This is a genomic window from Pseudomonas sp. PB103 (genome assembly GCF_009764635.1).
Lineage (GTDB): Bacteria > Pseudomonadota > Gammaproteobacteria > Pseudomonadales > Pseudomonadaceae > Aquipseudomonas.
Map to the genome: position 1 here is coordinate 22,786 of NZ_RWIL01000069.1, position 24,965 is coordinate 47,750.

At 60.0% G+C, this 24,965-nt stretch carries 25 protein-coding genes; all 25 read right to left on the reverse strand.

Annotated elements, in window-relative coordinates:
• Nucleotides 1–30: 30 nt before the first annotated feature.
• Complete coding sequence (locus EJA70_RS13270) at nt 31–378, reverse strand: Hpt domain-containing protein (protein WP_158831215.1); 348 nt, start codon at nt 376–378, stop codon at nt 31–33.
• A 31-nt stretch (nt 379–409) separates the two neighbouring features.
• Nucleotides 410–2,113 (reverse strand): fused response regulator/phosphatase, encoded by a 1,704-nt coding sequence (locus tag EJA70_RS13275; protein WP_158831217.1) that lies wholly within the window; start codon nt 2,111–2,113, stop codon nt 410–412.
• 5 nt (nt 2,114–2,118) lie between these two features.
• A complete protein-coding gene (locus tag EJA70_RS13280) occupies nt 2,119–2,424 on the reverse strand; it encodes an STAS domain-containing protein (protein ID WP_008077648.1) in 306 nt (101 codons plus the stop codon).
• 154 nt (nt 2,425–2,578) lie between these two features.
• A complete protein-coding gene (gene fliJ, locus EJA70_RS13285) occupies nt 2,579–3,028 on the reverse strand; it encodes a flagellar export protein FliJ (RefSeq protein ID WP_158831219.1) in 450 nt (149 codons plus the stop codon).
• A 6-nt stretch (nt 3,029–3,034) separates the two neighbouring features.
• On the reverse strand, nt 3,035–4,393 hold the full coding sequence (gene fliI, locus EJA70_RS13290; protein WP_158831221.1) for a flagellar protein export ATPase FliI: 1,359 nt from the start codon (nt 4,391–4,393) through the stop codon (nt 3,035–3,037).
• Nucleotides 4,383–5,189, reverse strand: coding sequence for a flagellar assembly protein FliH (fliH, locus tag EJA70_RS13295; protein ID WP_158831223.1), 807 nt, complete (start codon nt 5,187–5,189; stop codon nt 4,383–4,385). Before fliH ends, fliI begins: the two co-directional genes overlap by 11 nt.
• Before the next feature lie 4 nt (nt 5,190–5,193).
• Nucleotides 5,194–6,213 (reverse strand): flagellar motor switch protein FliG, encoded by a 1,020-nt coding sequence (fliG, locus tag EJA70_RS13300; protein WP_007958288.1) that lies wholly within the window; start codon nt 6,211–6,213, stop codon nt 5,194–5,196.
• On the reverse strand, nt 6,206–7,993 hold the full coding sequence (gene fliF / locus EJA70_RS13305) for a flagellar basal-body MS-ring/collar protein FliF (protein WP_158831225.1): 1,788 nt from the start codon (nt 7,991–7,993) through the stop codon (nt 6,206–6,208). Before fliF ends, fliG begins: the two co-directional genes overlap by 8 nt.
• Before the next feature lie 15 nt (nt 7,994–8,008).
• Nucleotides 8,009–8,338 (reverse strand): flagellar hook-basal body complex protein FliE, encoded by a 330-nt coding sequence (gene fliE, locus EJA70_RS13310; RefSeq protein WP_008077055.1) that lies wholly within the window; start codon nt 8,336–8,338, stop codon nt 8,009–8,011.
• A 128-nt stretch (nt 8,339–8,466) separates the two neighbouring features.
• Nucleotides 8,467–9,858 carry a sigma-54-dependent response regulator transcription factor FleR gene (gene fleR, locus EJA70_RS13315; RefSeq protein ID WP_158831227.1) on the reverse strand — a complete coding sequence of 464 codons (1,392 nt, stop codon included), beginning with the start codon at nt 9,856–9,858 and terminating at the stop codon, nt 8,467–8,469.
• A 5-nt stretch (nt 9,859–9,863) separates the two neighbouring features.
• Nucleotides 9,864–11,057 carry a PAS domain-containing sensor histidine kinase gene (locus EJA70_RS13320; RefSeq protein WP_178116857.1) on the reverse strand — a complete coding sequence of 398 codons (1,194 nt, stop codon included), beginning with the start codon at nt 11,055–11,057 and terminating at the stop codon, nt 9,864–9,866.
• Nucleotides 11,058–11,185: 128 nt separating this feature from the next.
• Nucleotides 11,186–12,661: a sigma-54 dependent transcriptional regulator gene (locus EJA70_RS13325; RefSeq protein ID WP_008077058.1), complete on the reverse strand. Its 1,476-nt coding sequence runs from the start codon at nt 12,659–12,661 to the stop codon at nt 11,186–11,188.
• A 172-nt stretch (nt 12,662–12,833) separates the two neighbouring features.
• Nucleotides 12,834–13,130, reverse strand: a complete 297-nt coding sequence (fliT, locus tag EJA70_RS13330) for a flagellar protein FliT (RefSeq protein WP_008077059.1) — start codon at nt 13,128–13,130, stop codon at nt 12,834–12,836.
• Nucleotides 13,131–13,140: 10 nt separating this feature from the next.
• On the reverse strand, nt 13,141–13,536 hold the full coding sequence (gene fliS, locus EJA70_RS13335; protein ID WP_158831231.1) for a flagellar export chaperone FliS: 396 nt from the start codon (nt 13,534–13,536) through the stop codon (nt 13,141–13,143).
• 130 nt (nt 13,537–13,666) lie between these two features.
• Complete coding sequence (fliD, locus tag EJA70_RS13340; protein WP_158831233.1) at nt 13,667–15,106, reverse strand: flagellar filament capping protein FliD; 1,440 nt, start codon at nt 15,104–15,106, stop codon at nt 13,667–13,669.
• 82 nt (nt 15,107–15,188) lie between these two features.
• Nucleotides 15,189–15,554 (reverse strand): flagellar protein FlaG, encoded by a 366-nt coding sequence (locus tag EJA70_RS13345; protein WP_158831235.1) that lies wholly within the window; start codon nt 15,552–15,554, stop codon nt 15,189–15,191.
• Between the two features lie 71 nt (nt 15,555–15,625).
• Complete coding sequence (locus EJA70_RS13350; RefSeq protein WP_158831237.1) at nt 15,626–16,471, reverse strand: flagellin domain-containing protein; 846 nt, start codon at nt 16,469–16,471, stop codon at nt 15,626–15,628.
• A 254-nt stretch (nt 16,472–16,725) separates the two neighbouring features.
• Nucleotides 16,726–16,995 (reverse strand): hypothetical protein, encoded by a 270-nt coding sequence (locus EJA70_RS13355; RefSeq protein WP_158831239.1) that lies wholly within the window; start codon nt 16,993–16,995, stop codon nt 16,726–16,728.
• On the reverse strand, nt 16,992–18,284 hold the full coding sequence (locus tag EJA70_RS13360; RefSeq protein WP_158831241.1) for a motility associated factor glycosyltransferase family protein: 1,293 nt from the start codon (nt 18,282–18,284) through the stop codon (nt 16,992–16,994). The genes EJA70_RS13355 and EJA70_RS13360 overlap by 4 nt, the downstream gene beginning before the upstream one ends.
• Nucleotides 18,285–18,375: 91 nt before the next feature.
• On the reverse strand, nt 18,376–19,302 hold the full coding sequence (locus EJA70_RS13365; RefSeq protein WP_008077067.1) for a ketoacyl-ACP synthase III: 927 nt from the start codon (nt 19,300–19,302) through the stop codon (nt 18,376–18,378).
• Nucleotides 19,303–19,528: 226 nt separating this feature from the next.
• The gene (pseI, locus tag EJA70_RS13370) at nt 19,529–20,581 is read right to left on the reverse strand and encodes a pseudaminic acid synthase (protein WP_158831243.1); all 1,053 of its coding nucleotides are present in this window, start codon (nt 20,579–20,581) and stop codon (nt 19,529–19,531) included.
• Nucleotides 20,574–22,079, reverse strand: a complete 1,506-nt coding sequence (gene pseG / locus EJA70_RS13375) for a UDP-2,4-diacetamido-2,4,6-trideoxy-beta-L-altropyranose hydrolase (RefSeq protein ID WP_158831245.1) — start codon at nt 22,077–22,079, stop codon at nt 20,574–20,576. Before pseG ends, pseI begins: the two co-directional genes overlap by 8 nt.
• Complete coding sequence (pseF, locus tag EJA70_RS13380) at nt 22,076–22,771, reverse strand: pseudaminic acid cytidylyltransferase (protein ID WP_158831247.1); 696 nt, start codon at nt 22,769–22,771, stop codon at nt 22,076–22,078. The genes pseG and pseF overlap by 4 nt, the downstream gene beginning before the upstream one ends.
• Nucleotides 22,772–22,777: 6 nt before the next feature.
• Nucleotides 22,778–23,941, reverse strand: a complete 1,164-nt coding sequence (pseC, locus tag EJA70_RS13385; RefSeq protein WP_158831249.1) for a UDP-4-amino-4,6-dideoxy-N-acetyl-beta-L-altrosamine transaminase — start codon at nt 23,939–23,941, stop codon at nt 22,778–22,780.
• Complete coding sequence (pseB, locus tag EJA70_RS13390; protein WP_158831251.1) at nt 23,938–24,939, reverse strand: UDP-N-acetylglucosamine 4,6-dehydratase (inverting); 1,002 nt, start codon at nt 24,937–24,939, stop codon at nt 23,938–23,940. Before pseB ends, pseC begins: the two co-directional genes overlap by 4 nt.
• Nucleotides 24,940–24,965 lie beyond the last annotated feature (26 nt).

A 24,965-nucleotide genomic window follows, 5' to 3' on the forward strand; every position in this document is an offset into this window, starting at 1 on the left:
GACACCCGAGAAAAGCGCCGGATGGCTTGGTTAATGCGCGAGCGCGTGCTGTCGCTCGTCTTCGTAGACAGGGCGCACATCAGCAAACTCATTGCTGATATCAGTCACCAGCATGGCAATTTCCGAAGGGCTTTTGTCTTTGGCTTCTGACTCCAGCGTCTGACAGAGTTCTGCCAGGCGCACAGCGCCCATGTTGCTGGCGCTGCCCTTGAAACTATGGGCAACCTCCGACAAGACCTTGGCGTCTGCAGTCTTGCGCAGCTCAACCAAGCGACTTTCGGAATCGGTCAGAAAGGTATCCAGCAACTCCGGATACCCGTCCTCCATGACTTCGCGCAGTACGCTTAGCGCCTCGCGATCCACATGTTGGTCAGTCACTTGCTCACTCCTTGATCAAGAATTGCGCGGATTATGCCTGAACCTCCCAGAAAAACTCCACGCAAGCACTACGACCTTCGTCCGACCAACTGGCGTTATGCCCCAATTGCCGGATCAGGCTGACACCGCGCCCCGACAGACGGACGCCGTCCAATGGCCGCTCCATCACTCGCGCCACATCAAAGCCCTTGCCACTGTCTTCGACCCGGATCAGCAGGCATCCGCCGTTGTTCACGGGCTTCACCTGCAGATGAACACGCACAAAACCCTCCTGCAAGGCATCGAGCCGCTGATTGCGCTGCTGATAATAAAGGGCAAAACCGGCAGCATCGCGCTTGAGACTGGAATCCAGACCCAGCACGCCATGCTCCAGCGCGTTGGAGTAGAGCTCGGCGAGCACGCTGTACAACGCGCCGCTCTGCCCGCGCAAACCATGCACCTCCAACAGCAACTGCAGCAGGTACGGCAACGGGTTGAAACGTCTGAGTGTAGCCCCGCGAAACTCGAAGCTCACCGACCAGTCCAGCGGACAGGACTGACCGCTGTCGGAATACACCGGCGCCGACGGATTGACCTGTGCCAGCTCAAGCAGGCTGACCTCGACCATGCTCACGTCGTCGCGCGCCTCACCGCGAAAATCCCGTAGCGCCTGCTCGATGTCCTCGAACAACCGATCAGGCTCACGGTTGGCGGCGAACACTCGCTGCAGACGCTCGACACCGAACAACTGATCGTTGGCATCGCTGGTATCGATGACCCCGTCGGACAACACGAAAACCCGGTCGCCAACTGCCATCGAATGCACTTCAGTGCGGTCATCGAACGCCTGTGGACTGAGCACGCCCAACGGCAAATGGCGCGCCGCCAACGGTTCGCGCTCGCCCGTGGCGATCCGGTGCAAGTAGCCGTCAGGCATGCCGCCATTCCACACTTCCACCGAGCGTCGCTGAAAACTCAGGCACAGCAACGTCGCGCAACAGAACATGTCCACGGGCAGGATGCGTTTGAGCTTGGCGTTCATTTCGCGCAGGGTTTCGGCCAGGCCATAGCCCTTGGCGGTCATGCCATAGAAGACTTCGGCCAAAGGCATCGCGCCCACCGCTGCCGGCAAACCGTGGCCGGTGAAGTCGCCGAGCATGACGTGCATGTCGCCCGCTGGCGTGTAGGCCGCCAGCAACAGGTCGCCGTTGAACAGCGCGTAGGGCGATTGCAGGTATCGGATGTTTGGCGCACTCAGGCAGCCGGCATGCGCCACCTTGTCGAACACCGCTTTGGCGACGCGCTGTTCGTTGAGAAGGTAGTCGTGATGTTTGGCAATCAGGTCGCGTTGTTGCAGCACGGTAGCTTGCAGACGTCGCAAGCGATCCATCGCCTTGATTTTGGCGGCGAGGATCACCTGGTTGTACGGCTTCGCCAGAAAATCGTCGCCACCGGCCTCAAGGCAACGCGCCAGCGCTTCGCTTTCGGTCAACGAGGTCAGGAAGATAATCGGCACCAGCGTTTCCCCTGCCAGCGCCTTGATCTGCCGCGCCGCTTCGAAGCCGTCCATCACTGGCATCATGGCGTCCATCAACACCAGACTCGGTTGCTGGCGGCGAAACACCTCGACCGCTTCGGCACCGTTGGCCGCCGTCAGCACTTCATGCCCCTGACGACGAACGATGGTCGACAGCAGCAAGCGGTCGGCGGCACTGTCCTCGGCGATCAGAATGGTCAGCGGCTCTTGCGCCTGCATGCTGGTCAACTGATGTCGAAGAGTTTGTCGAAATTGGAGATGGCGAGGATTTTGCGCACGTCGGAGTTGCTGTTGACGACCCGCACGTCGGACTCGTCGCCGCCGGCGTGATCACGCAGCAGGAGCAGCATGCCCAAGGCCGAGCTGTCGAGGTAGGTGGCTTCTTTGAGGTCGACCACGATGGACTCGGGTTTCTGATCGAGACGCTCGTAGGACTCGCGAAACTCCTGGTGACGACCGAAATCAAATCGCCCCTTGACTGAGATAGTCAGTTTTTGACCATCTGGAGAAAGATCTGTAACGACTGACATTGACTGGCTTCCTTGTCATTGACGAACGTGTACAAGGTTTAGCACTTGGCAGGGGATGGGGCAAGGTTGGAAGCAAGATCAAAAGATCGCAGCTTTCGGCAACCCCTACACTGATCCCCTGCAGGAGCTGCCGAAGGCTGCGATCTGTTGATCTTCAGTACGGATTCTGCCGAGGCAGGCGCTGGGACAACTCGTCCAGCAGCTTCTGCTCACGCTTGTCCTCGGCCCGCTGCGCCTCGTCGCGGTAACGCTGCACCAGCTTGCGCAACCCTTCGACCCGGGCAAACGCCTGCTGCCAGGCCTCACGCGCCTTTTCCAGATTGTTCTGGTGCCAGACCAGGCTCTGGCGCTGCTGATCAACGGCGGTGTCGAGTTGCGCCAAAAAGCCCTGGAAGCCGAGCAGCCATTGCCCGGTCACGCCGGTGCTGCCGCGCACGATCCATTGCTGCGAGTAATCCAGACGAAAGGCGTTGAGGTCAGCGAGTTTGCTTTCGGCCACTTTCACCTGGCCCTGGAAATACCCCAGGCGTTGCACGGCGGCTTTCTCGGCCTTCTCGGCCATGTCCACCACCGGCACCAGACGCGCGGCTCGACTCAGGGCCATGGCCGGTTAACCGCCGGGCGCCGGAGCGAAGATCGAGGCCAAGTGATTTTCACTGGCGCCCATGTTGATGTTGTCGTTCAAGCCCTGACGCAAGTACAGCGACATCGACGGCTGCAAGCTGATCGCAGTGTCGGTTTCGCGGTCACCACCGGCCACATAAGCGCCGACGCTGATCAGGTCGCGACTCTGCTGATAACGCGACCAGTATTGCTTGAACATCTGCGCATGGTTCATGTGCTTGATGCCGACCACCGACGGCATCACCCGGCTGATCGACGCCTCGATGTCGATGGCCGGGTAGTGCCCTTCTTCGGCCAGACGCCGCGACAGCACAATGTGGCCGTCGAGTACGCCGCGCGCCGAGTCGGCAATCGGGTCCTGCTGATCGTCGCCTTCGGACAGTACCGTGTAGAACGCGGTGATCGAACCACCGCCCTTCTCCGCGTTACCCGCGCGCTCCACCAGTTTCGGCAACTTGGCGAACACCGACGGCGGATAACCCTTGGTCGCCGGCGGCTCGCCGATGGCCAGGGCGATTTCCCGCTGGGCCTGAGCGAAACGGGTCAGCGAATCCATCAGCAACAGGACGTTCTTGCCCTTGTCGCGGAAATACTCGGCGATGCGCGTGCAGTACATCGCGGCACGCAAACGCATCAGCGGCGCATCGTCCGCTGGCGAGGCGACGACCACGGAGCGCTTGAGGCCTTCTTCACCGAGAATGTGCTCGATGAATTCTTTAACTTCTCGACCCCGCTCACCAATCAGACCAACGACGATGATGTCGGCCTCGGTGAAGCGGGTCATCATGCCCAGCAGCACGGATTTACCGACGCCGGTACCGGCGAACAGACCGAGACGCTGGCCGCGACCGACCGTCAACAAACCGTTGATGCAACGGATGCCGACATCCAGCGGCACGCTGATCGGGTCACGGTTGAGCGGGTTGATCGTCGGGCCGTCCATCGGCACCCAGTCTTCGGCTTTCATGCCGCCCTTGCCGTCCAGCGCACGACCGGCGCCATCGAGCACACGACCGAGCATGCTCATGCCCATCGGCAACCGACCGGCATCAGCCAGCGGCACCACGCGGGCGCCGGGGGCGATACCGGCAACGCTGCCGACGGGCATCAAGAAGACTTTATTGCCGGAGAAACCCATGACTTCCGCTTCCACCTGGGAGGGGTGGTAGCTGTCGTCATTGATCACCATGCAGCGCGTACCCATGGCAGCGCGCAGGCCTTCGGCTTCGAGGGTCAGGCCGACCATGCGCAGCAGGCGGCCTTCAAGGATCGGCGCACCGGCAATCTCGGTGGCCTCGGCATAGGTGCTCAGGCGCTTGGCGAAGCTGGTGCGTTCAAGGCGCATCGGGGGTGTCCGCGAGCGGCTCGTCAGCGTCGACGACCGGCTTGGCGTCTTCGGCGATGTCCAGGCTCAGGTCCGCTGCGGCCGGGTGCAAGGCCTGCTCATGCAACTGATCGAACAGCTTGGCCATGACCTGACTGACGCGCGACTCGATGCTGGCATCGATGCGGCTGTGCTCGGTTTCTACCCGGCAACCGCCGGGCAACAGCGTGTCATCCTCGACGATGCGCCAGGTTTCTTCATGGCGCTCACGCAGGGCTTTGACCTGAGCGAAATCCTGCGGATTGACGTACAGGCGCACGTTTTCCACGCCCAGCGGCAACAGCTTGAGCGCATCGCGCATGACCTGCTCGATCTGCGTCGAATCGATCGCCAGTTCGCGCTTGATCACCTGTTTGGCGATGTGTTGCACGAGGTCGACCAGCGACTTTTCGATCTGCGTGTCTTGCTCGGCAATCGGTTCGAACAGGTGCCCCATCAGTTGCTCAAGGCTGGCGACTTTCGCTGCCAAAGCCACTTCGGCTTCCTGACGGACCTTCAGCGTGGTGCTGTGAAAACCTTCTTTTTCGCCAGTGGCGAAGCCCTCGTTGTAAGCCTCCTGACGGATGCTTTCGAGTTCTTCCAGGGTCAGTGGCTGGACTTCGTCCAGCGGCACTTCTTCCATTTCCGGCGGCTCGGGTTCCGGCTCAGGCTCCGGCTCAGGTTTCGGCGGATCGAAGCTGGGCATCGCCCAGGATTCAAATCCGCGAACATCGCGGGCACGGATCAGATCCGTCACATCGTCGTCGTGCTTGTCCATGGGCTTAGATCATTTCCTCGCCACCCTTGCCGCCGAGTACGATTTCGCCGGCTTCGGCCATACGACGGGCAATGGTGAGGATTTCTTTCTGCGCGGTTTCGACGTCGCTGACGCGCACCGGGCCTTTGGCCTCGAGGTCGTCGCGCAACAGTTCGGCGGCACGCTTGGACATGTTCTTGAAGATCTTCTCTTTGACGCCTTCGTCCGAACCCTTGAGGGCCAGCACCAGCACGTCGGAAGACACTTCGCGCAACAGCGCCTGAATGCCACGGTCGTCGACATCGGCGAGGTTGTTGAACACGAACATGAGGTCTTCGATCTGACCGGACAGGTCTTCGTCGACTTCGCGGATCGAGTCCATGAGCTGGCCTTCGATCGAGCTGTCGAGGAAGTTCATGATGTCCGCCGCACGCTTGATGCCACCCAGGGTGGTGCGCGAGGCATTCGAGTTGCCGGAGAACTGCTTCTCGAGAATCTGGTTGAGTTCTTTCAGTGCTGCCGGTTGCACGGTGTTCAACGACGACACGCGCAGGATGATGTCCAGACGCACTTTGTGGTCGAAGTTGCCGAGCACTTCACCGGCCTGATCCGGATCAAGGTACGCCACCACGATCGCCTGGATCTGCGGGTGTTCGTAACGGATCACGTCGGCAACGGCGCGCGGCTCCATCCATTTCAGGCTGTCGAGGCCACTGGTGTTGCCACCGAGCAGGATGCGGTCGATCAGGCCGTTGGCCTTGTCTTCACCCAGGGCCTGGGTGAGCATTTTGCGCACGTAGTCGTCGGAACCGACGCCCAGGCTGGTCTGGTCGCCGACGATGTCGACGAACTCGCTCATGACCTGTTCGACTTGCTCGCGATGGACGTTGCCCATCTGCGCCATCGCCACACCCACACGCTGAACCTCTTTCGGGCCCATGTGGCGCAACACTTGCGCAGCATCGGTCGAGCCCAGGGACAGCAGCAGAATCGCCGCTTTATCGACCCGGGACAGTTTAGCGACAGCGGCTCGGTTATCACTCATCTGCGTTAATCCACTCTTTCACGACCTGGGCCACGCGACCCGGGTCTTCTGCCACCAGACTCTTGATTGCATTCAGCTGCGCGTCGTAACCCTCGCTCGGGCTCGGCAACAGAATGCTCTGAGGACCACCGAGGCTTACGCGGTCGTTGGAAAGTTCGCCGTCCAGGCCGCCCATGCCACCGAGTTCCACGTCGCCGCCAAGACCGGCCAGCTCCTTGCCTTTGCCACCGCCGGTGATGTTGTTGAGCACCGGACGCAGCACACCAAACACCAGCACGAGGATGAACAACACACCCAGCACTTGTTTGACGATGTCCCAGAACCATGGCTGGGAGTAGAACGGAATATCGGCGATCACTTCACCGCGCTCGGCGGAGAACGGCATGTTGATCACGCTGACGCTGTCACCACGGCTGGCGTCGAAACCGACGGCGTCCTGCACCAGGCGCGTGAAGCGCGCCAATTCGTCGGCGCTCCACGGCGCACGGGTGGTTTCACCGTTGGCCGCGTTGACCTTGACCTGATCGTCGACAACAACCGACACCGACAGACGATTCAGGCGACCCTGCTGCTGTTTGGTGTGGCTGATCGAACGGTCGAGTTCGAAGTTCTTGGTCGATTGCTGACGTTTGTCCGCCGGGTACGGCGCGAGCATTGGCTGGCCGGTGGCCGGGTCCATGATCTGCTGGCCATTGGCGTCAACCAATGGCTGACCTGGCTGCACCATGCTTGCCGGCGCCGCTGCGCCACCGGTGGTTTGCGGTGCCGAGGCTGGCGAGGGCGGCTGGTTGCTCAGGGCACCCGGCACACCTTGCGGGCCATTGCTGGCGGTGCGTTGTTCGTTGACCGACTGCTCGCTGCGCAACGCCGGTTGATCCGGGTTGAACTGCTCGGCGGTCGACTCGACGGCACTGAAATCGACATCGGCCGACACTTCAGCCTTGTAGCGATCATTGCCCAGTACCGGTTGCAGAATGTTGTGCACGCGCTGGGTGAGCATGCTTTCCATGCGACGGCTGTAATCGAACTGCTTGCCGGCCATGGTCATTTCGGAGTTTTCCGCCTGATCAGAGAGCAGGTTGCCCTTCTGGTCGACGACGGTGATCTGCGACTTGCTCAACTCGGGAACGGAGGTTGCCACCAGGTTGATAATGGCAACGACCTGGCCCGGCTCCAGCGAACGACCGCTGTACAGTTCGACCAGCACCGAAGCGCTTGGCTTGCGTTCGTCACGCACGAACACCGAACTCTTCGGAATCGCCAGATGCACGCGGGCACCCTTGACGTTGTTCAGGCTGGAGATGGTCCGCGCCAGTTCGCCTTCGAGGCCGCGACGGTAACGGGTCGCTTCCATGAACTGGCTGGTGCCCAGTCCCTGTTCCTTGTCGAGGATTTCAAAACCGATGTTGCCATCGCTGGGAGTGACACCAGCGGCCGCGAGCTTGAGGCGCGCGCGAGACAGATCATCGGCCTTGACCAGCAAGGCGCCGGAGTTCGGTTCAACGGTGTACGGGATGTCGGCCGAGGCCAGGGTGTCCATGACCTGTTTGGCGTCCATGCCGGCAAGGCTGCCGTACAACGGACGGTAATCCGGCTGCTGCGACCACAGCACCACGGCAAAGCCAATCGCCACGCTCGCAGCCAGGCCGACCAACAGGCCCACCTGACGCAGCATGGTCATCTCGGAGAGGTTTTCCAGGAAGGACAGGCCGAACAGCGGCGGTTTGCCGTCTATCGGGGTGGCCTTGGCCGGAACGTTATCGGCGACTGCTTCTGCCATGACTCAATCTCGTCCTTATACCGGCATCTGCATGATGTCTTGATAAGCCTGAACCAGTTTGTTGCGCACCTGGGTCAGAGCCTGGAACGACACGCTGGCTTTCTGCGAAGAAATCATTACGTCCGTCAGATCGACGCCGCTCTTGCCGATTTCAAAGGCGTTGGCCAATTGGGTCGACGCCTGCTGGGTATCGCTGACTTTGTTGATGGCCTGACCGAGCATGTCGGAAAAGCTGCTGCCCGCCAGTTCAGGGACAGCTGCAGTCGATTTCGGCGCAGACATGGCATCCATTTGCATGGATTTCATGTCCATCATCAACCGATTAAATTCAATACCTTGGCTCATGGTCTACTCTCTTGGGCGGCCCGCAATTTTTTGACACTCACTCGGCGGGTACACAGGTGTTAGCAACAAGGGTGCCAGCTCAGGCCCGACCCTTTCAGAAAAGCGTTTTGAAATCCTTGCGGCGCAAATCAGGTGGCGAACAGATAACCTTCGACGTCCATCCCGGCATCGCGCATTTGCGCCAGTTTGTAACGCAAGGTGCGTGGGCTGATGCCAAGCTTTTCCGCCGCTTCCTTGCGACGCCCGCGCTCAGTGCGCAGGGTGTCGATGATCATCTGAAACTCCCGACGACGCAGGTCATCGCCCAGTGCGCCGGCGGAATCCGCCTCGATGTCGACTGCACGAATCAGCGCAGGCGCCGGTGCTGCCACCGGCAAAGCGGCAAACGTCACCGGCCCGGCGAGGCAGAAATCCTGCGGCTGAATCAACCCGCCCTGCTGCAGGATCAGCGCCCGTTGAATGGCGTTATCCAGCTCGCGCACATTGCCTGGCCACGCGTATCCGGTCAGACAGGCTTGCGCCGCTGGCGACAGTTTTGCCGCCGCATGCTTCATTTTATTGACGTGCTTGGCGAGCAAGCGCTCAGCCAGCGGCAAGATATCGGCAGTGCGCTCGCGAAGTGGACGCCAAGCGAGGGGGAAAACCGACAGACGGTAAAAAAGATCTTCACGGAAGCGCCCCGCCGCTACTTCGCCCGCCAGATCGCGGTTGGTGGTGGCGACCACACGAATATCCAGATTGATCGGTTTGCGCGCGCCGACACGCTCGACCTCACGCTCCTGCAATACGCGCAGCAGCTTGGCTTGCAGGCCCAAAGGCATTTCGGAAATTTCGTCGAGCAGAATAGTGCCGCCGTCGGCCTGTTCGAACTTGCCGGCCTGCGCCGCGATGGCACCGGTGAACGAGCCCTTCTCGTGACCAAATAATGTCGCTTCGAGCATGTTGTCGGGGATCGCCGCACAGTTGATCGCAATGAACGGCTGATTGGCGCGATGGGATTGCTGATGGATGTAGCGCGCCAGTACTTCTTTACCGGTGCCGGACTCACCGGAGATCAACACCGTGGAATCACTGCGCGCCACGCGGGCGGCCAAATCGAGCAATTGCGCACTGGCCGGCTCGACGGCGATCGGCCCCTCGGATTCGCCGACGCTGATACAACCCAACGCATGCCGCGCAACCAGATCGAGCAATGCCTTGGGCTCGAACGGCTTGACCAGATAATCCGCCGCCCCCTGGCGCATGGCATCGACCGCACGCTCGACGGCGCCATGCGCGGTCATCAGCAGCACCGGCAATTGCGGCTGACGGGCGCGCAGCAAGGCGAGCAATTGATGACCGTCCATACCGGGCATATTGACGTCGCTGACCACCAGACTGAACGCCTCGCGCGCCACGGCCGTCAACGCGTCTTCAGCGCTGCCGACTGCATGGTAATCATGGCCGGCCAACAGCAGCGTATCGGCCAGTGCTTCGCGCAACGAGCGGTCATCCTCGACCAGCAAAACCTTGATGCCCATGTCTTTCACTCAGCTCCCTGTACAGCGGAAAACAGCGGCAGGATTACCTGCGCGCACGTACCGCGCCCAACACGTGAGCGCAGTTGCAATTCTCCCTGATGCGCACGGGCCACAGCCTTGACCACGGTCAGGCCGAGGCCAGTACCGGTGACCTTGGTGGTAAAAAACGGCTCACCCAGACGGGCGAGCACCACGGGATCGATACCGCTACCACTGTCACTGACGCACAGGCGCAAAGTGTTATCGCGGGCGTAGCAATGCACTTTCAGGCGCACCTCGGCGGTGCTGGCCTGAATGGCGTTTTCGATCAGATTCAACAACGCCCCGACCAGCGTGTCGCGATTGCACAGCAACTCGCCGACGTGACTGTCGCACTGCCAGCGAATCGGCAGATCCTGCACGTGGGTCAGGGCTGCAGCTTGCAGCGCTTGCATCAGGGCATGCGGGGTGAGGCGATCGGTCAGCGGCAATTCACCACGGGCGAATACCAGCATGTCGCGCACTTGATGTTCCAGCTCATGCAGGCGCTCTTTGAGGCGACCGGCAAAACGCTGCTGGGTGGCGACCGGCAATTCCTGCTCAGTCAAATGACTGGCGTAGAGCAAGGCTGCGGACAATGGCGTACGGATCTGATGCGCCAGCGAGGCAACCATCCGCCCCAGCGACGACAGGCGCTCGTGGCGTGCCAGCTGATCTTGCAGGTGACGGGTTTCCGTCAAATCGTTGAGCAGCACCAATTGCCCCGGCTCGGCATCCAGCGAGCGGGTAGCGATCGACAGGCGTCGACCGTTTTTCAGGGAAATTTCGTGACCGTCGTCTTCACGCGGGGCGAAGCAGCGGGCAATCACCTGGCGCCACAATTCGCCTTCCAGCGGCAGCCCGAGCAACTCGATGGCCGCCGGATTGGCTTCGACCACAATGCCGTGGCTATCGATGACGATAACGCCCCCGGGCAACAGGTCCAGAAGGTTTTGCAGGCGGTTGGCCAGGCGTTCTTTTTCCGCCAGTTCCTGCATGCGCTGGGCACTGACCACGGCCAACTCGCCCTTGAGCTCGGTGACCCGCGCTTCAAGCATGCTGTAGGAGTCGGTCAACTGGCTGGACATCTGATTGAACAGCGCGAACGCCTGCTCAAGGCCCTGTCGGCTTGCCTGTTCTACGGAGGACGATTGCCCCTCGGGACTGGAGGCAGATGACATCTGGGCGGCTTGGGGCATTGTGCTCTCTCGCTTGGCTGACCGTCAGTTAAACGGAACGTTGCGAGGGATGTAGCAATACCCGTGCCTAAAAAAAACTGCTTATAAATGAGGGAGTTAAAAAACAGGCGTCAATCATCCGCCTGTTCATCACCATCACGCCGGCTCATGCCGTACTTGCGCATCTTCTCGACCAGCGTGGTACGGCGGATACGCAGACGCTCGGCCGCACGCGCCACAATGCCATTGGCATCGTCCAGCGCCTGCTGAATCAGGCCCTGCTCCAGCCCACCGAGGTAGTCTTTCAAGTCCAGGCCTTCCGGCGGCAACAGGGCATTGGCACTGAAGTCCGGCGTATGGCCATTGATCGCCACGCGCTCTTCGAGATCACTGCGCAGGCTGTCGACCATTTGCTCGTCTTCATCATCGACGTAGCGGAATTTCTTCGGCAACTCGACCACGCCGATCACCCCGTACGGGTGCATGATCGCCATGCGCTCGACCAGATTGGCCAGTTCGCGGACGTTGCCCGGCCAGCCGTGACGACACAGCGACATGATCGCCGCCGAGTTGAAACGGATCGAGCCGCGCTTTTCGTGTTCCATGCGCGAAATCAGTTCATTCATCAGCAACGGGATGTCTTCGACGCGCTCACGCAGCGGCGCCATCTCGATCGGGAACACGTTCAGGCGATAGTAGAGGTCTTCGCGGAAGGTGCCGATCTCGATCATGCTTTCGAGATTCTTGTGGGTCGCGGCAATGATGCGCACGTCGACGCTCTGGGTCTTGTTGCTACCCACGCGCTCGAAGGTGCGCTCCTGCAGCACGCGCAGCAGCTTGACCTGCATCGGCAGCGGCATGTCGCCGATTTCGTCGAGAAACAGCGTACCGCCGTTGGCCAGTTCGAAACGGCCAGCACGGCTGGTGATGGCACCGGTGAAAGCGCCCTTCTCGTGACCAAACAGTTCGCTTTCCAGCAGCTCTGCCGGGATCGCCCCGCAGTTGACCGGCACGAATGGCGCGTCGCGACGCTTGGAATGGTAATGCAGGTTACGCGCAACCACTTCCTTGCCGGTACCGGACTCGCCGAGGATCAGCACGCTGGCGTCGGTGTCGGCCACTTGCTGCATCATCTGGCGCACGTGTTGGATCGCCCGGCTGGTGCCGACGAGGCTGCGGAACAGATTGGGTTCGCGATGACGGCCGCGCTCGCGGGCCTGGTCGTACATCTCGCGGTAGACCTGGGCACGGTGCAGCGAGTCGAGCAGTTTGCTGTAGCTGGGCGGCATTTCGAGGGTCGACAGCACGCGGCGACGCTGGTCATCCGGCAGATCGACGGAAGAATTATCGCCCATCAACAACACTGGAAGGAACTCATCCCAGGTTGAGAGTGTCTTTAACAAGCCCAAAAGCGCACCAGGAGCATTGACCGTCCCGATCAGTACGCAAATGACCTCACGACTAGACGACAAAGAGCCGACTGCCTGCTGCCAGTCATGGCTTCCGCAGGGTAAATTTTCTTCGCCGAGAAAATTTAGAATCACCGCCAGGTCGCGGCGGCGGACGCTATCGTCATCGATCAGCAGAATTTTGGTTTCACGCCACATGCAATAGCAACTTCCCTAGTCAACTCAATGCCCGAAAAATGGGGCAAGCGAGACGCTTGCAGGACACCATGTGCCTGTAGACGCCTGAAATCTGAAATCAGCCACTAGTTAAGTCAAAAAACCGTGCACAGTCAAATTTATGGCGCACATGTCTGGATTAACTGGGGGTTAATTAACCAAACAGATGGTAAACCTTTGCCGCATTCTGCGCTTGGGTGATCTGCGACATCTCATCGGCTATTGCCTGCCGCTCCCCGGTCGCTGCATCCAGCAACTGTTTGTAAACCCCGAGCAATTCCTCAAGGTTGTCGCGCAATGCGGCCTCGTCCACCGAAGCTTCACTCAAGACGTCTTCCATGCAGGATCGGCAAGCCATATCCAGCTCGCTGATGGCTTCCCAGTTGCGCTCGGCCAGAGCACCGGCCAGAGCCTCGCGGGTTTCTTCGATTCGCTGCAATACAAGACTCATGGTGATCTCCTTAAAACTGTGGAGCCGGCGTGCCAATGGCATCCCAGCCGTCCTTGACCGTGCGTAGCAGGTCAGCGACTTCGTCGAGGATCTTCGGGTCGGTTTTGACGTTGGCTTCCGCCAGACGCTTCATCATGTAAGCGTAGAGACTGTCCAGCTCGCCTACCGATTCAGCCTTGTTGTCCAGATCCAGACCTTCACGCAGGCCGCCGATAATGCCGATGGCCTTGCTGATCAACACGCCCTTGTTAGGGATGTCCTTGCGCTCGATCGCACCTTTGGCCTGGGCAATTCGGTCCAGGCCGCCTTCCATCAGCATTTGCACCAGACGATGAGGACTGGCCTCGGAAGTCTGGGCTTGCGCGCCAATCTTCTGATATTGCCGAAGGGCTAACATCGGGTTCATGTTCTACCTCATCCAAAACTCTGTGATTCGTATAACCAGTCTATCGACACGGCGTCAAAAATCTTTAGGTTCGAAACCAAAAAGCCCGACAAGCGTAATCCGCTGCCGGGCTTTTGGCGCTTAAGCGCTATCAGGCATTCTTCTGAGCGTTCATCGCCTCGAACATCGAAGTGATGTTGCTTGCCGTTGCTTTCAGCTTACCGACAAGGGTATCCATGTCGTTGTACTTCTTGGTCAGCACCGCGGTCAGTGTCTCGACGCGGCGATCCAGCGCCAGTTGCTGGTTGGCCAGGTTGGTTTTGGTCTTGGCCAGGCTGGTCGAACGCGAATCAAGAATGCCGTCCTTACCCGTAACGGTATAAGGCGCGATGGAATCGTTCATGCGGTCCAGCAAGCCCTTGGCGGCATCACCGGTCTTCGTCGGATCACCCATGAACAGCTTCTGGACTTCGCCACCAAGCTGTTGCGCGCCCATTGCAGCAGAGAACTTGGTAGCGTCGAAATCCAGCGCACCGGTCTTCTGGTTGGTGGTAATCCCCAACTGCGACAGAACGGTGAGCTTGTCACCTGCACCGGTCGTGGTCAGCGGCTCACGGATCGACGCCAGAATACCGCGCGCCAACGGATCACCGGTCAACGCCGCAGGAATGGTCGGCTTGCCGTCATCATCAAGGGATGGCTTGGTCAAAGCGGTCACACTGGTCACAACCTGGTTGTAAGCATCTACGAACGATTGAATGGACTTTTTCAAGCCATCGTTGTTCGGACCCACTGTTACGGTTGTGCTGACACCACCACCGGCGACCAGATTCAGGGTCAGACCGGATACAGCCTTGTCCACGGTGTTGCTCTTGCTGGTCAACGCCAGACCATCGACGCTGAACTTGGCATCCATCGCGAGCTCACCGATGGCGCCAGCGGAGGCCGCCGTTGGCGTTGTGCCCATCTTCTGGCCGGCGGTGATTTCCAGGCCGGCAATACCGCTGAGGGTAATGTCGGAGCCGGCACCCGTGGTCGATGAACCCATGACCAGACGCGAACCGAACTGGTCGGTAACGATGTTGGCACTGAAGCCGTTGGCGCCCTGCTGGGTGTTGATCGCATCACGCACCGATTGCAGGGTCGCGCCCGGCGGAATGGTCACGGGGCGGCTGACGCCGTTCTGGGTGATGTTCAGCGTACCTTCTGGAATAGAGGTGCTGGCGCCACCAACAAAAGCAGCGGTCGCCACTTTTGAAGAGGTCGCAAGGTTGTCGACTTTGACCACGTACGAGCCGTTGACGGCCGTGTTACTGGCAACCGCAGTCAGCACCTTTGTATCGGCGGCCGTCGCGGTAAAACCCAGAAATTGCTGGTTTGTGGTGCTGCCCAGATTCTTGATCGCAGTCTGGAAGTTCGCCAGAACACTTTTGAGACTACCAATCGCGGAGATCTGCGAGGTGTTGGTAGTCGACTGACGAGTGATCTGATTCTGTTTGGCGGCCTTATCGGCATCCACCAACGCTTTGACGATGGCGGTGGTATCAAGGCCAGAGCCTAAACCCAGACCCGGTAGAATTGGACTTGCCATGTGGAGCTCCCTTCAGTGTGTCGCCGGTCTTTTGACCACTACAACGCCCAAAAGAACATAGCAACAAAATTCGTGCCAGCTGTCAGACTTTTGCGCTGAACAACAGGCTGCTTGCATCATTCAAACTGTTTGCCAGTTTCAGGACTTCTTCGTTGGGGATCTGACGAACCACCTCACCGGAGTCGCTGGCAATCACTTTGACCACTACTTTGCCTGAAGGCTCATCAATCGAAAACTCCAGGTTGCGCTTGACCGACTGTACGAACTTCTCGATTTCCTCAACGGCCATCTTCAGTTGTTCCTGTTCGGTTTTTGCGCCTTTATTTTCTTCCTTGACGGCCACCACGGGTGCAGTTTCCGCTCGAGGCTTCTCCGCAGGCTTTTCGGCAACAGTCGTCGCCTGCTTGGCCGCAGGATAAGACAAGTTCAGCTTGACGCTCATATCCATGTCCATCACCTCTCAAAGTGAAAAAGCGAGAGAGCGCGCAAGCGCACTCCCCCGCCAAAACTCATCAGCTATTACTGAAGCAGTTTCAGTACAGCGGATGGCAGTTGGTTGGCCTGAGCCAGAACTGCGGTGGAAGCTTGTTGCAGAGTTTGTTGCTTGGTCAGCTGTGCAGTTTCAGCAGCGAAGTCGGTATCTTGTACGCGGCTCAGTGCAGCACTGGCGTTTTCGTTGATGTTCTGCAGGTTGGAGATGGTGCTCGAGAAACGGTTCTGAGCAGCACCCAGGTCAGCGCGAGTGGCGTTGATGTTTGCCAGAGCAGCGTCGATCGCGGAGATCGAAGCGTCAACGTTGGTGTGGTTGGCGGTGTTGTCCAGACCCGAGATCACCATGCCGGTCATGCCCAGGGCGCTGGCGTCGAAGCTGGTCGACAGGGTCAGAGTGATCTGGTTGTCGGAAGTAGTGTTCGAACCTACCTGGAACTGCATGGCACCAGCAGTACCGTCGATCAGAGCCTTACCGTTCAGGTTGGTCGATTGAGCGATACGGGTCAGTTCAGCAACGGACTGTTGGAATTCTTTGTCCAGAGCGGTACGGTCAGCAGTACCGTTCGAGTCGTTTCGCGATTGCAGCGAGATTTCACGCATACGTTGCAGAATGTTGGTCGACTCTTGCAGAGCGCCTTCAGCGGTCTGAGCGATCGAAACACCGTCGTTGGCGTTTTTGATAGCCATGGTCTGACCACGGATTTGCGAAGTCATGCGGGTAGCGATCTGCAGGCCAGCAGCGTCGTCTTTGGCGCTGTTGATTTTCAGGCCGGAGGACAGACGGGTCATCGAGGTCGACAGAGCGTCGGACGCACGGTTCAGGTTCTTCTGAACGCCCAGGGAAGTAGTGTTGGTGTTTACTGTTAAAGCCATGACGAATTCCTCGTTGGTTGGGTACTGCGGCTTCCGGCCCTGGCAACCGCCCGGTATGGCCTAGAGAACCTTCGTAATAGTTATCGTCGCCAACGCAGGTTGCTTTAGCAGAATTTCGAAATTTTTTGCCATCAGGTGGCCATCCCCCGTAAATCAAGGACTTGGCGCCCGTCCAACAGCGAAAAAATGACGTCAGGAATACGCCGCACACTCACCACATGACCTTGCTGTCGGTCGCAACAGAACAAAATTGTTCAAAGGGACAGATTATCGGTCACCACTTCTACCAGCTCGTATTCCAGATAATCGGCCAGCGCCAACCAATTCTGCGACTCCTGGCATTGCAGCATCAGCGTGAGCAGTTGCAACCATTGTTGCTGGCCTTGCGGCGACACCTGATCAAAGCACGGCTGTAGCTCGCTCATCAGATCAATCATGACCAACCCGGCCTCGACGTCTCGCCCCAGACGAAACAACACGGCGCAGTCGCGCGCCCTGACCACAAATGCTTCGCTCATGCTCATAGCGTCCACTGCGCGGCAAACGCCGTCCCGGCGATCATTGCCCCGGCCCGACTGGTGTTATAGAAGCGCACCTGTGGATGGCCGGCGATGTAACGCTCCAGCTCACAGAGATAACTGCGGAAATTGAGCTGCGTCTTGATGCGCCGGCCGTAGCCATCGAGCACCCAGTGTTTGGCGGCGATCAATTGCGGCCCCAGGTCACCGTCGCCCCAACCGGCATGGGTCTTGTCGCCGGGGAAGGCAAAGTCGGCACCAAACAGGGTGATCTGCGCTGCGCCCATCTTCACCGCCAGATCCACCGCCGGGTGGATCACGCTGCCACCGACATACAGCTCACCGCGCGGCATTTGCTGACGAATAGCTTGATAGATAGGACTGGCCGAATACGCCGCATGGCGCGGTCCTTGCCAGTGTTTGAGTACCTGCGGGTCGACCATCGGCATGTAAGCCAGCGTGATTGCCGCCGTATCTGCCGAAGGTAGATGCCGGGCCGAAATGCGCTGATCGATGGTGACCACGATGTCAGGTCGAATGCCATGTTCCAGCAAGGGCCGATAGGCCGTATCGACACAGATGAACAACGGCCGCTCGGCCTGTGCGCGAATGGCTTGCAGGCGCTCGAAGTGCAGTTCCAGACTCGGCCCCGTGGCGATCACGAACACGTCGCGCCCCGGCTGCGAACCGAACAGCGCAGCCACATCACCATCGCCTTGCAGCAACGCGTGACTGGCCTGCAAACGCTCGACGATATCCGCCGCTTGCGGATCGAACTCGCGATTATTGAAGGTCAGGTGAGTTTCACTGATCAGCCGATCACGGATCTTGGCGTTGTAGTCGTCGGCCAACACCAGCTCTGCGGGCAACGCGAAAAACGGCAGGCAGATTTCTGCAAGGTCGCCGGCGTAATGCAATTCAATGCGCGGGTCATTGAGCCACGGTTGTTGATCGAGCAACTGCAACACAAGCGCAAACACCGCGCCGTTAAGCAGATGCACGTGCAATTGCTTGAGCTGCGGACGTTGCAACAGTTCCAACTGCAAATCGCCCAACCCGGTGCCATAGACGTGCAACACCAGACTGTCGTCGGGCAGGCTCGCGGCCTGGACTTGCGCCTCGCGAGTACGGTCATGACGGCTGGTCAATTGAATGCCGTTGATGCTCAGCGTCGAACCCATCCCTTCGACCAGATCAGCCTGCAACGGTGACGGATCTTCCGCCAGCAGACGGGCCGCTACCAATGGCCAGCGACGCTGGATGACGTCGGCATTCGATTGAAAAAACTCGCTCATGGCGCCTCGTGAACGTTCGGGCAAAAAAATAGCGCTCAAGGTTACACCTTGAGCGCTTTTTTGTGCCGCGATTTACCGATGAAGAGCGGGCTCAGGGGCGATAAATGATCGCCGAACCCCACGACAGACCCACACCGAAGCCGCTCAGGGCAACGCGCTGCCATTGCGAGTCGAGGGCGTGCTTTTCCAGCAGCAGCGGAATGCTCGACGACACCGTGTTGCCGGTCTCGACCATGTCCTTGATGAACTTCTCCGGCTCGCCTTCGAAGCGCCGTGCCACGGCATCGACAATCGCCGCGCTGCCCTGGTGAATGCAGAACGCATCGATGTCATCGGCCTTGAGGCCGGAGTCGTCGAGCAACTCATGCAAGTGTGCCGGGACTTTCAGCAGGGCAAAATTGAACACCTGGCGACCGTTCATGAAGAACACACCATCGGTGACTTTCAGGTGCGGCGCACCGGAACCGTCGGTGCCGAACTTGGCCTTGCCCAGCGCCCAGGCCGGGTCTTCGCCCATCCACGTTGCGGTGGCGGCATCGCCGAAAAGCATGGTGGTGTTGCGGTCTTCCGGGTCAACGATTTTCGAGTACGGGTCGGCGGTGATCAGCAGGCCGTTTTTCAGGCCGGCGGCTTCCATGAAGCCCTTGATCGCGTAGATACCGTAGACGTAACCGGAGCAGCCCAGAGAAATGTCGAACGCCGCGACGTTGGTCGGCAGACCGAGTTTGTCCTGGACGATCGCTGCGGTGTGCGGCAGGCCTTCTTCGTCACCGTTCTGGGTGACCACGATCAGTGCGTCGATCGATTCACGTTTCAGCTCAGGGTTGTTGGCAAACAGCGCATTGGCCGCTTCCACGCACAGATCGGAGGTTTCCTGGTCAGCGTCTTTGCGCGGCAGGAAGGCCGAACCGATCTTGCCAAGGATGAATTCTTCATCCTTCTCGAATTTTGCACCTTGTGCGTAATTGTCCACGCCGGCTACAGGTACGTAGCTCGCAATGCTTTTTATGCCAATCATTACGGCTTCCCAATAAAAAACAGCCCAAGACCACCGCTCGCAAGGATTTCGAGGGGCGCCGACAAACAGAAAACGGCCGCCACAACGGGCAGCCACGGGGAGCGCAAAGGGCTATCACTGGAATCGAAAACGAGCCAGGCGCCATCTCCCCGATCAATACAATACAGTGAAGATGCGCGTTATGACTCGCAGGTCACGCTATTTTGCCGAATCGGTGCAGATCGGCTTATTCGACCAACGACCAGTCCAGCGGCGTGCCGCGCTTGATCGGAGTGCGCGCGCGACGACCGATGACGGCCTCGGCATGCTTGGGCGGCAGGCCGAGACCCGGACGAATGGCGCGCAGGTTGTCCCCGCTAAAGGGTTCACCGGCGGCCATGTCGGCGGTGACGTACAACGAACGGCGATACACCAGCGACTTGCGCTCGGCTTCGGTAGGGCCGTATTGCACTTGGCCCATGGCCTGCCAGGCACGTTCGGTTTCGAGCACCAGGCTGGACATTTCCGCCGGCTCCAGCGAGAAACTGGCATCCACGCCGCCGGCCGCACGGTCGAGGGTGAAGTGTTTTTCCACCACAGTTGCGCCCAGCGCCACAGCGGCGACGGACACGCCAACGCCCATGGAGTGATCGGACAGCCCCACTTCACAACCGAACAATTCGCGCAGATGCGGGATCGTGCGCACGTTGCTGTTCAGCGGGGTTGCCGGATAAGTGCTGGTGCATTTGAGCAGGACCAGATCCTTGCAACCGGCCTCGCGGGCGGCACGCACGGTCTCATCGAGTTCGGCGATGCTGGCCATGCCCGTGGAGATGATCAGCGGTTTGCCGGTCGCCGCCACACGACGGATCAGCGGCAAATCAGTGTTTTCGAAACTGGCGATTTTGTAGGCCGGCACATCGAGACTTTCCAGAAAATCCACTGCGCTGTCATCGAATGGCGTCGAGAAGGCGAGCATGCCCAGCGCTTTGGCCCGGGCGAAAATCGGTTCATGCCATTCCCACGGTGTATGGGCTTTTTCATACAACTCGTACAACGAGGTGCCCGCCCACAGACTGCCGGGGTCCTTGATGAAGAACTCGCCTTCAGCGATGTCCAGCGTCATGGTTTCGGCGGTGTAGGTTTGCAGCTTCAAGGCGTGCGCGCCGGCCTTGGCCGCCGCCTCGACGATTTGCAGCGCCACTTCCAGCGACTGGTTATGGTTGCCGCTCATCTCGGCAATGATGAAGGGCGGCGCGTCGGCACCGATCAGGCGGTCGCCAATCTTGAAACTAGGCATGCGGGTGATCCTTCAAAACACGGGTGAACGCGCAGGCACTCTGGGTGAAACCGGCGTCACGAAAAACATTCAATGAGGGGCAATTGGCGGGCAACACCTGGGCCGTGATGGCGGTGAGCTGCGGCCAGTATTCGCGGACGAACGATTCGCTGCGAGCCAGCAACGCCCTGCCCCAGCCAAGACCGAAACGCCGTTCGAGCAGATAAATCGACACTTCGGCCTCAAGCCCGCGCAGGTCATAACGCAACACGCCCACCGGGCCGTCATCAGCCTCGGCGATCAGCAGCAGACGCTGCGGGTTGCGCAAACTGGCATTCAACCAGTTGAGATGATGCGCCCAGTCGATCACGCCTTGATCATTCGACCAACGCCGCACAGCCTCGGCGTTGCGCCCGTCGAACAACAAGCGCGCGTCGTCCGCAGTCGCCAGGCGAACCTTTAATACCGCGCCGGCCAAGGCCGCCGCCACGCGCAGCGCACCACGACCGTCGACCAGTTGCCGCGAACGCTCGGCGAGGCTTTGCCGCAGGTGAAAATTCTCGCTGACGAAACCGATGGCCTGCCGCAGTTGCTCGACGCTGACCTGCTCGCGAGCGCCCATGAACACATGCGCCCCGGCGGCCGCCATGACTTCGCCGTTGGCCTGCTGGTTGTTCGACACAGCGATACAGATCGTCGGCAGGCCCATGGCCGCGCGCTCCCAACTGGTACCGCCGCCGGCGCCGATGAACAGATCGGCCGCGGTCATGCGCTGATAAAAATCGCTGACAAAACTGTGCAGGCGCCAGTGCGGCCGTGTCTCGGCCAGGGCCTGCATCTGCGCCCACGCCGGGTTTTCGGCGCCGGCGACAAAGTCGACTTCAAGCTGCGCAAAATCAGCCAGCGCGAGCATCGCGTGATGGGTCTGCATCGCCGCATCAAAACCGCCGAAGTTCACCAGCACCCGCCGCGCCCTGGCTCTGATTTCGATCGCCGGGCAGCGGAATTCCTCACGCAACATAGCGTAGCGCGGGCCGAGCAACGTGCGACAGCCGTCTGGCAGCAGTGGCGCGTAATTCTCGCTCAAGCCCGACAGGTTCTGATTGAGCAACAGATCGACGCTGTAGCGTCGGCTCGCCAGATCATCCACTGCGGCAATCCGTGGCGCCCAGCGTCGGGCAGCAGTTTGCCAGTGATGATCGAGGCCATAGTGATCGGCAATGATCCAGTCGAAGCCGGCATGCCCCTCAAGCAAATCGTCCAGTGCATCGATGTCGGCCTGCCACGGCAGCATGGCTTCGATGGCCTGCTGCGGGTCTTCATCGACATAACGCTCGGGCAGCGCGAACGTCTCGAAACCTTCGCCCTGCAAGGCGTCAAGCCCATGCCCGGGCAAGCGTCGACAGGCAAACGCGACATGACTGCCCTGCTCGCGCAACACCCGCGCCAGCGTCAGGCAGCGGGCAATGTGGCCGCTGCCGATGGTGGGCGAGGCGTCGGCACGGATCAGCACTCTCATGAGATTTCTCCGCCGGCCTTCAGTGCGGCGTAGAGGTATTCGGCGCGTTTCCAGTCTTCCGGCGTATCGATGTCCTGCACCAGATGCCGCGGCACAATCACCGGCAGGCTGGCCGGCGAGAAAATCACTTCACCGCGCAACCATGCGTCACTGCGACCCCAGTAAAACTGGCCGGCATCCTGGAAGGCTTCGGGCAAATCCTGCGAACGGGTGTTGCGGAATTCCGGGTACAACGCCGTCAACGCGCCCTGCCCGTCAAGGGTCAGCGCACGCTGCACCGGGAAACCGAAACTGCTGACCGAGAAGGCAAAGGATTTGTCCGTGTGCTGCTCCAGCAAATCCAGGCCCTGACGCAGATAACGCGCCTGCAACAGCGGCGCGGTGGCGTATATACAACAGGCGTAATCAAACCCCGGCAACTGCTGCAAGGCGTGGACGATCACCGCAGCAGTGCCGGCGAAATCGTCGGCCAGTTCGGCCGGGCGCAGGAACGGCACGTCAGCGCCGTGTGCCTGCGCAACCTCGGCAATTTCTGCGTCGTCAGTGCTGACCACCACGCGCTCGAACAACCCTGAATCCAGCGCCAGGCGGATCGAGCGCACGATCATCGGCACGCCATCGAACGGCTTCAGATTCTTGCGCGGGATGCGCTTGCTGCCACCACGGGCGGGGATGATCGCAACGCAGCTCACGGTGTTTTATTCCTCAAGAAGCAGCCGGCGCAATTGCTCGACCACGTAGTCCTGTTGCTCATCGGTCAGCAGCGGGAACAGCGGCAGGCTGATCGCCTCGGCGTAATAACGTTCGGCCTCGGGGAAGTCTCCCTCGGCAAAACCCAGGTCGCGATAATAAGGCTGCAAGTGCAGCGGAATATAGTGCAGATTGACCCCGACGCCGGCCGCGCGCAACGCTTCGAAGACTTGGCGGTGGCTGAGGTTAAGGCGCTCGGTCTGCAAGCGCACCACGTATAAATGCCACGCCGATTCGGCTTCAGGCTGAGCACTCGGCAAGGTCAGCGGAAGGTAAGCCAGCAGACGCTCGTAACGCGCCGCCAACTCACGTCGACGGGCGATGAAACCGTCCAGTTTGCCGAGCTGCGACAAGCCCAAAGCGGCCTGCAGATCGGTGATGCGGTAATTGAAACCCAGTTCGACTTGCTGGTAATACCACGGGCCGTGGCTCGGCTCGGTCATCTGCTGCGGATCGCGGGTCATGCCGTGGCTGCGCAGGCGCTGCAAGCGTTCGGCGAGTTCCTTACGGTTGGTCAACACCATGCCGCCCTCGGCGCTGGTGATGATTTTCACCGGGTGGAAGCTGAACACGGTCATTGCCGCGAATTCGCCACAGCCGACAGGGCGCCCTGCATAGGAGGCGCCGACCGCGTGGGAGGCGTCTTCGATGACGGTGAAGTTGTAGCGCTCGGCCAGTTCGGCGATCCGGCGCATGTCACAGCTCTGTCCGGAGAACGCTACCGCCACCAGCACTTTGGGCAACGTGCCGTCGCGCTCGGCCTGTTCCAGCTTCGCCGCCAACACGAAGGCATCAAGGTTCCAGGTCAGCGGATCGATATCGACAAAATCAACCTCGGCACCGCAATAACGACCGCAGTTGGCCGAGGCCAGAAATGTGTTCGGCGTCGTCCACAAGCGATCGCCCGGGCCCAGCCCGGCCGCCAGACAGGCAATGTGCAGCGCCGCCGTGGCGTTGCACACCGCCACCGCGTAATCCGCCTGGCAGCGCTCGGCCATAGCCTGTTCGAAACGCTCGATGGTCGGCCCCTGGGTCAGCCAGTCGGAGTTGAGCACCTCGACCACGGCGTCAATATCGGCCTGATCGAGACTCTGCCGACCGTACGGGATCATTTCGCCAGCTTCGCGTGCAGGTCGGCAATCTGCCCGACCGAGAGGAAATGCGGGTTGGTGTCGGAACGGTATTCGAACTGTTCATCCACCGGCTGACCGCGCTCGCCGAGCTTGTCGACGGCGAAATCGACATCGACGCTGGTGAAACGGATCGACGGCTGGATGGTGTAGTGATCGGCAAACTCCAGGGTCATCCGCGCATCGTCCAGCGGCACCATCAGTTCGTGCAGCTTCTCGCCCGGACGAATGCCGACGTGTTTGTGCGGCAGATGCTCAGCCATGCCTCGAGCCAGATCGATGATGCGGATCGACGGGATCTTCGGCACGAACACTTCACCACCGTGCATGCGCGCAAAGCTATCGAGGACAAACTGCACACCGTGATCGAGGGTGATCCAGAAACGCGTCATGCGCTCATCGGTGATCGGCAGTTCCTCGGCGCCCTCGGCAATCAGTTTGCTGAAGAACGGCACCACCGAACCCCGCGAACCGGCGACGTTGCCGTAGCGCACCACGGCAAAACGCGTCTGCTGTTCGCCGGCAATGTTGTTGGCGGCGACGAACAGTTTGTCCGACAGCAACTTGGTGGCGCCGTACAGGTTGATTGGGCTGGCGGCCTTGTCGGTCGACAGCGCCACGACTTTCTGCACGCCGTTATCGATGGCGGCGGCAATGATGTTTTCCGCGCCATTGACGTTGGTGCGAATGCACTCGGTCGGGTTGTATTCCGCCGCCGGCACTTGCTTCAGCGCGGCCGCGTGCACCACGTAATCGATGCCACGCATGGCCTGACGCAAGCGGTCAGCGTCGCGCACGTCACCGAGGAAGTAACGCATGCACGGCGCGTTGAACGTCTGCTGCATTTCGTATTGCTTGAGTTCATCACGCGAGAACACCACCACGCGCTTGGGCTGGTATTGCTCAAGCAGGCGGCGGATGAAGTTGCGACCGAACGAGCCGGTGCCGCCGGAGATGAAAATCGATTTACCGTTGAACATGTCTTGGGTCCTGTTTCCTGATCGTC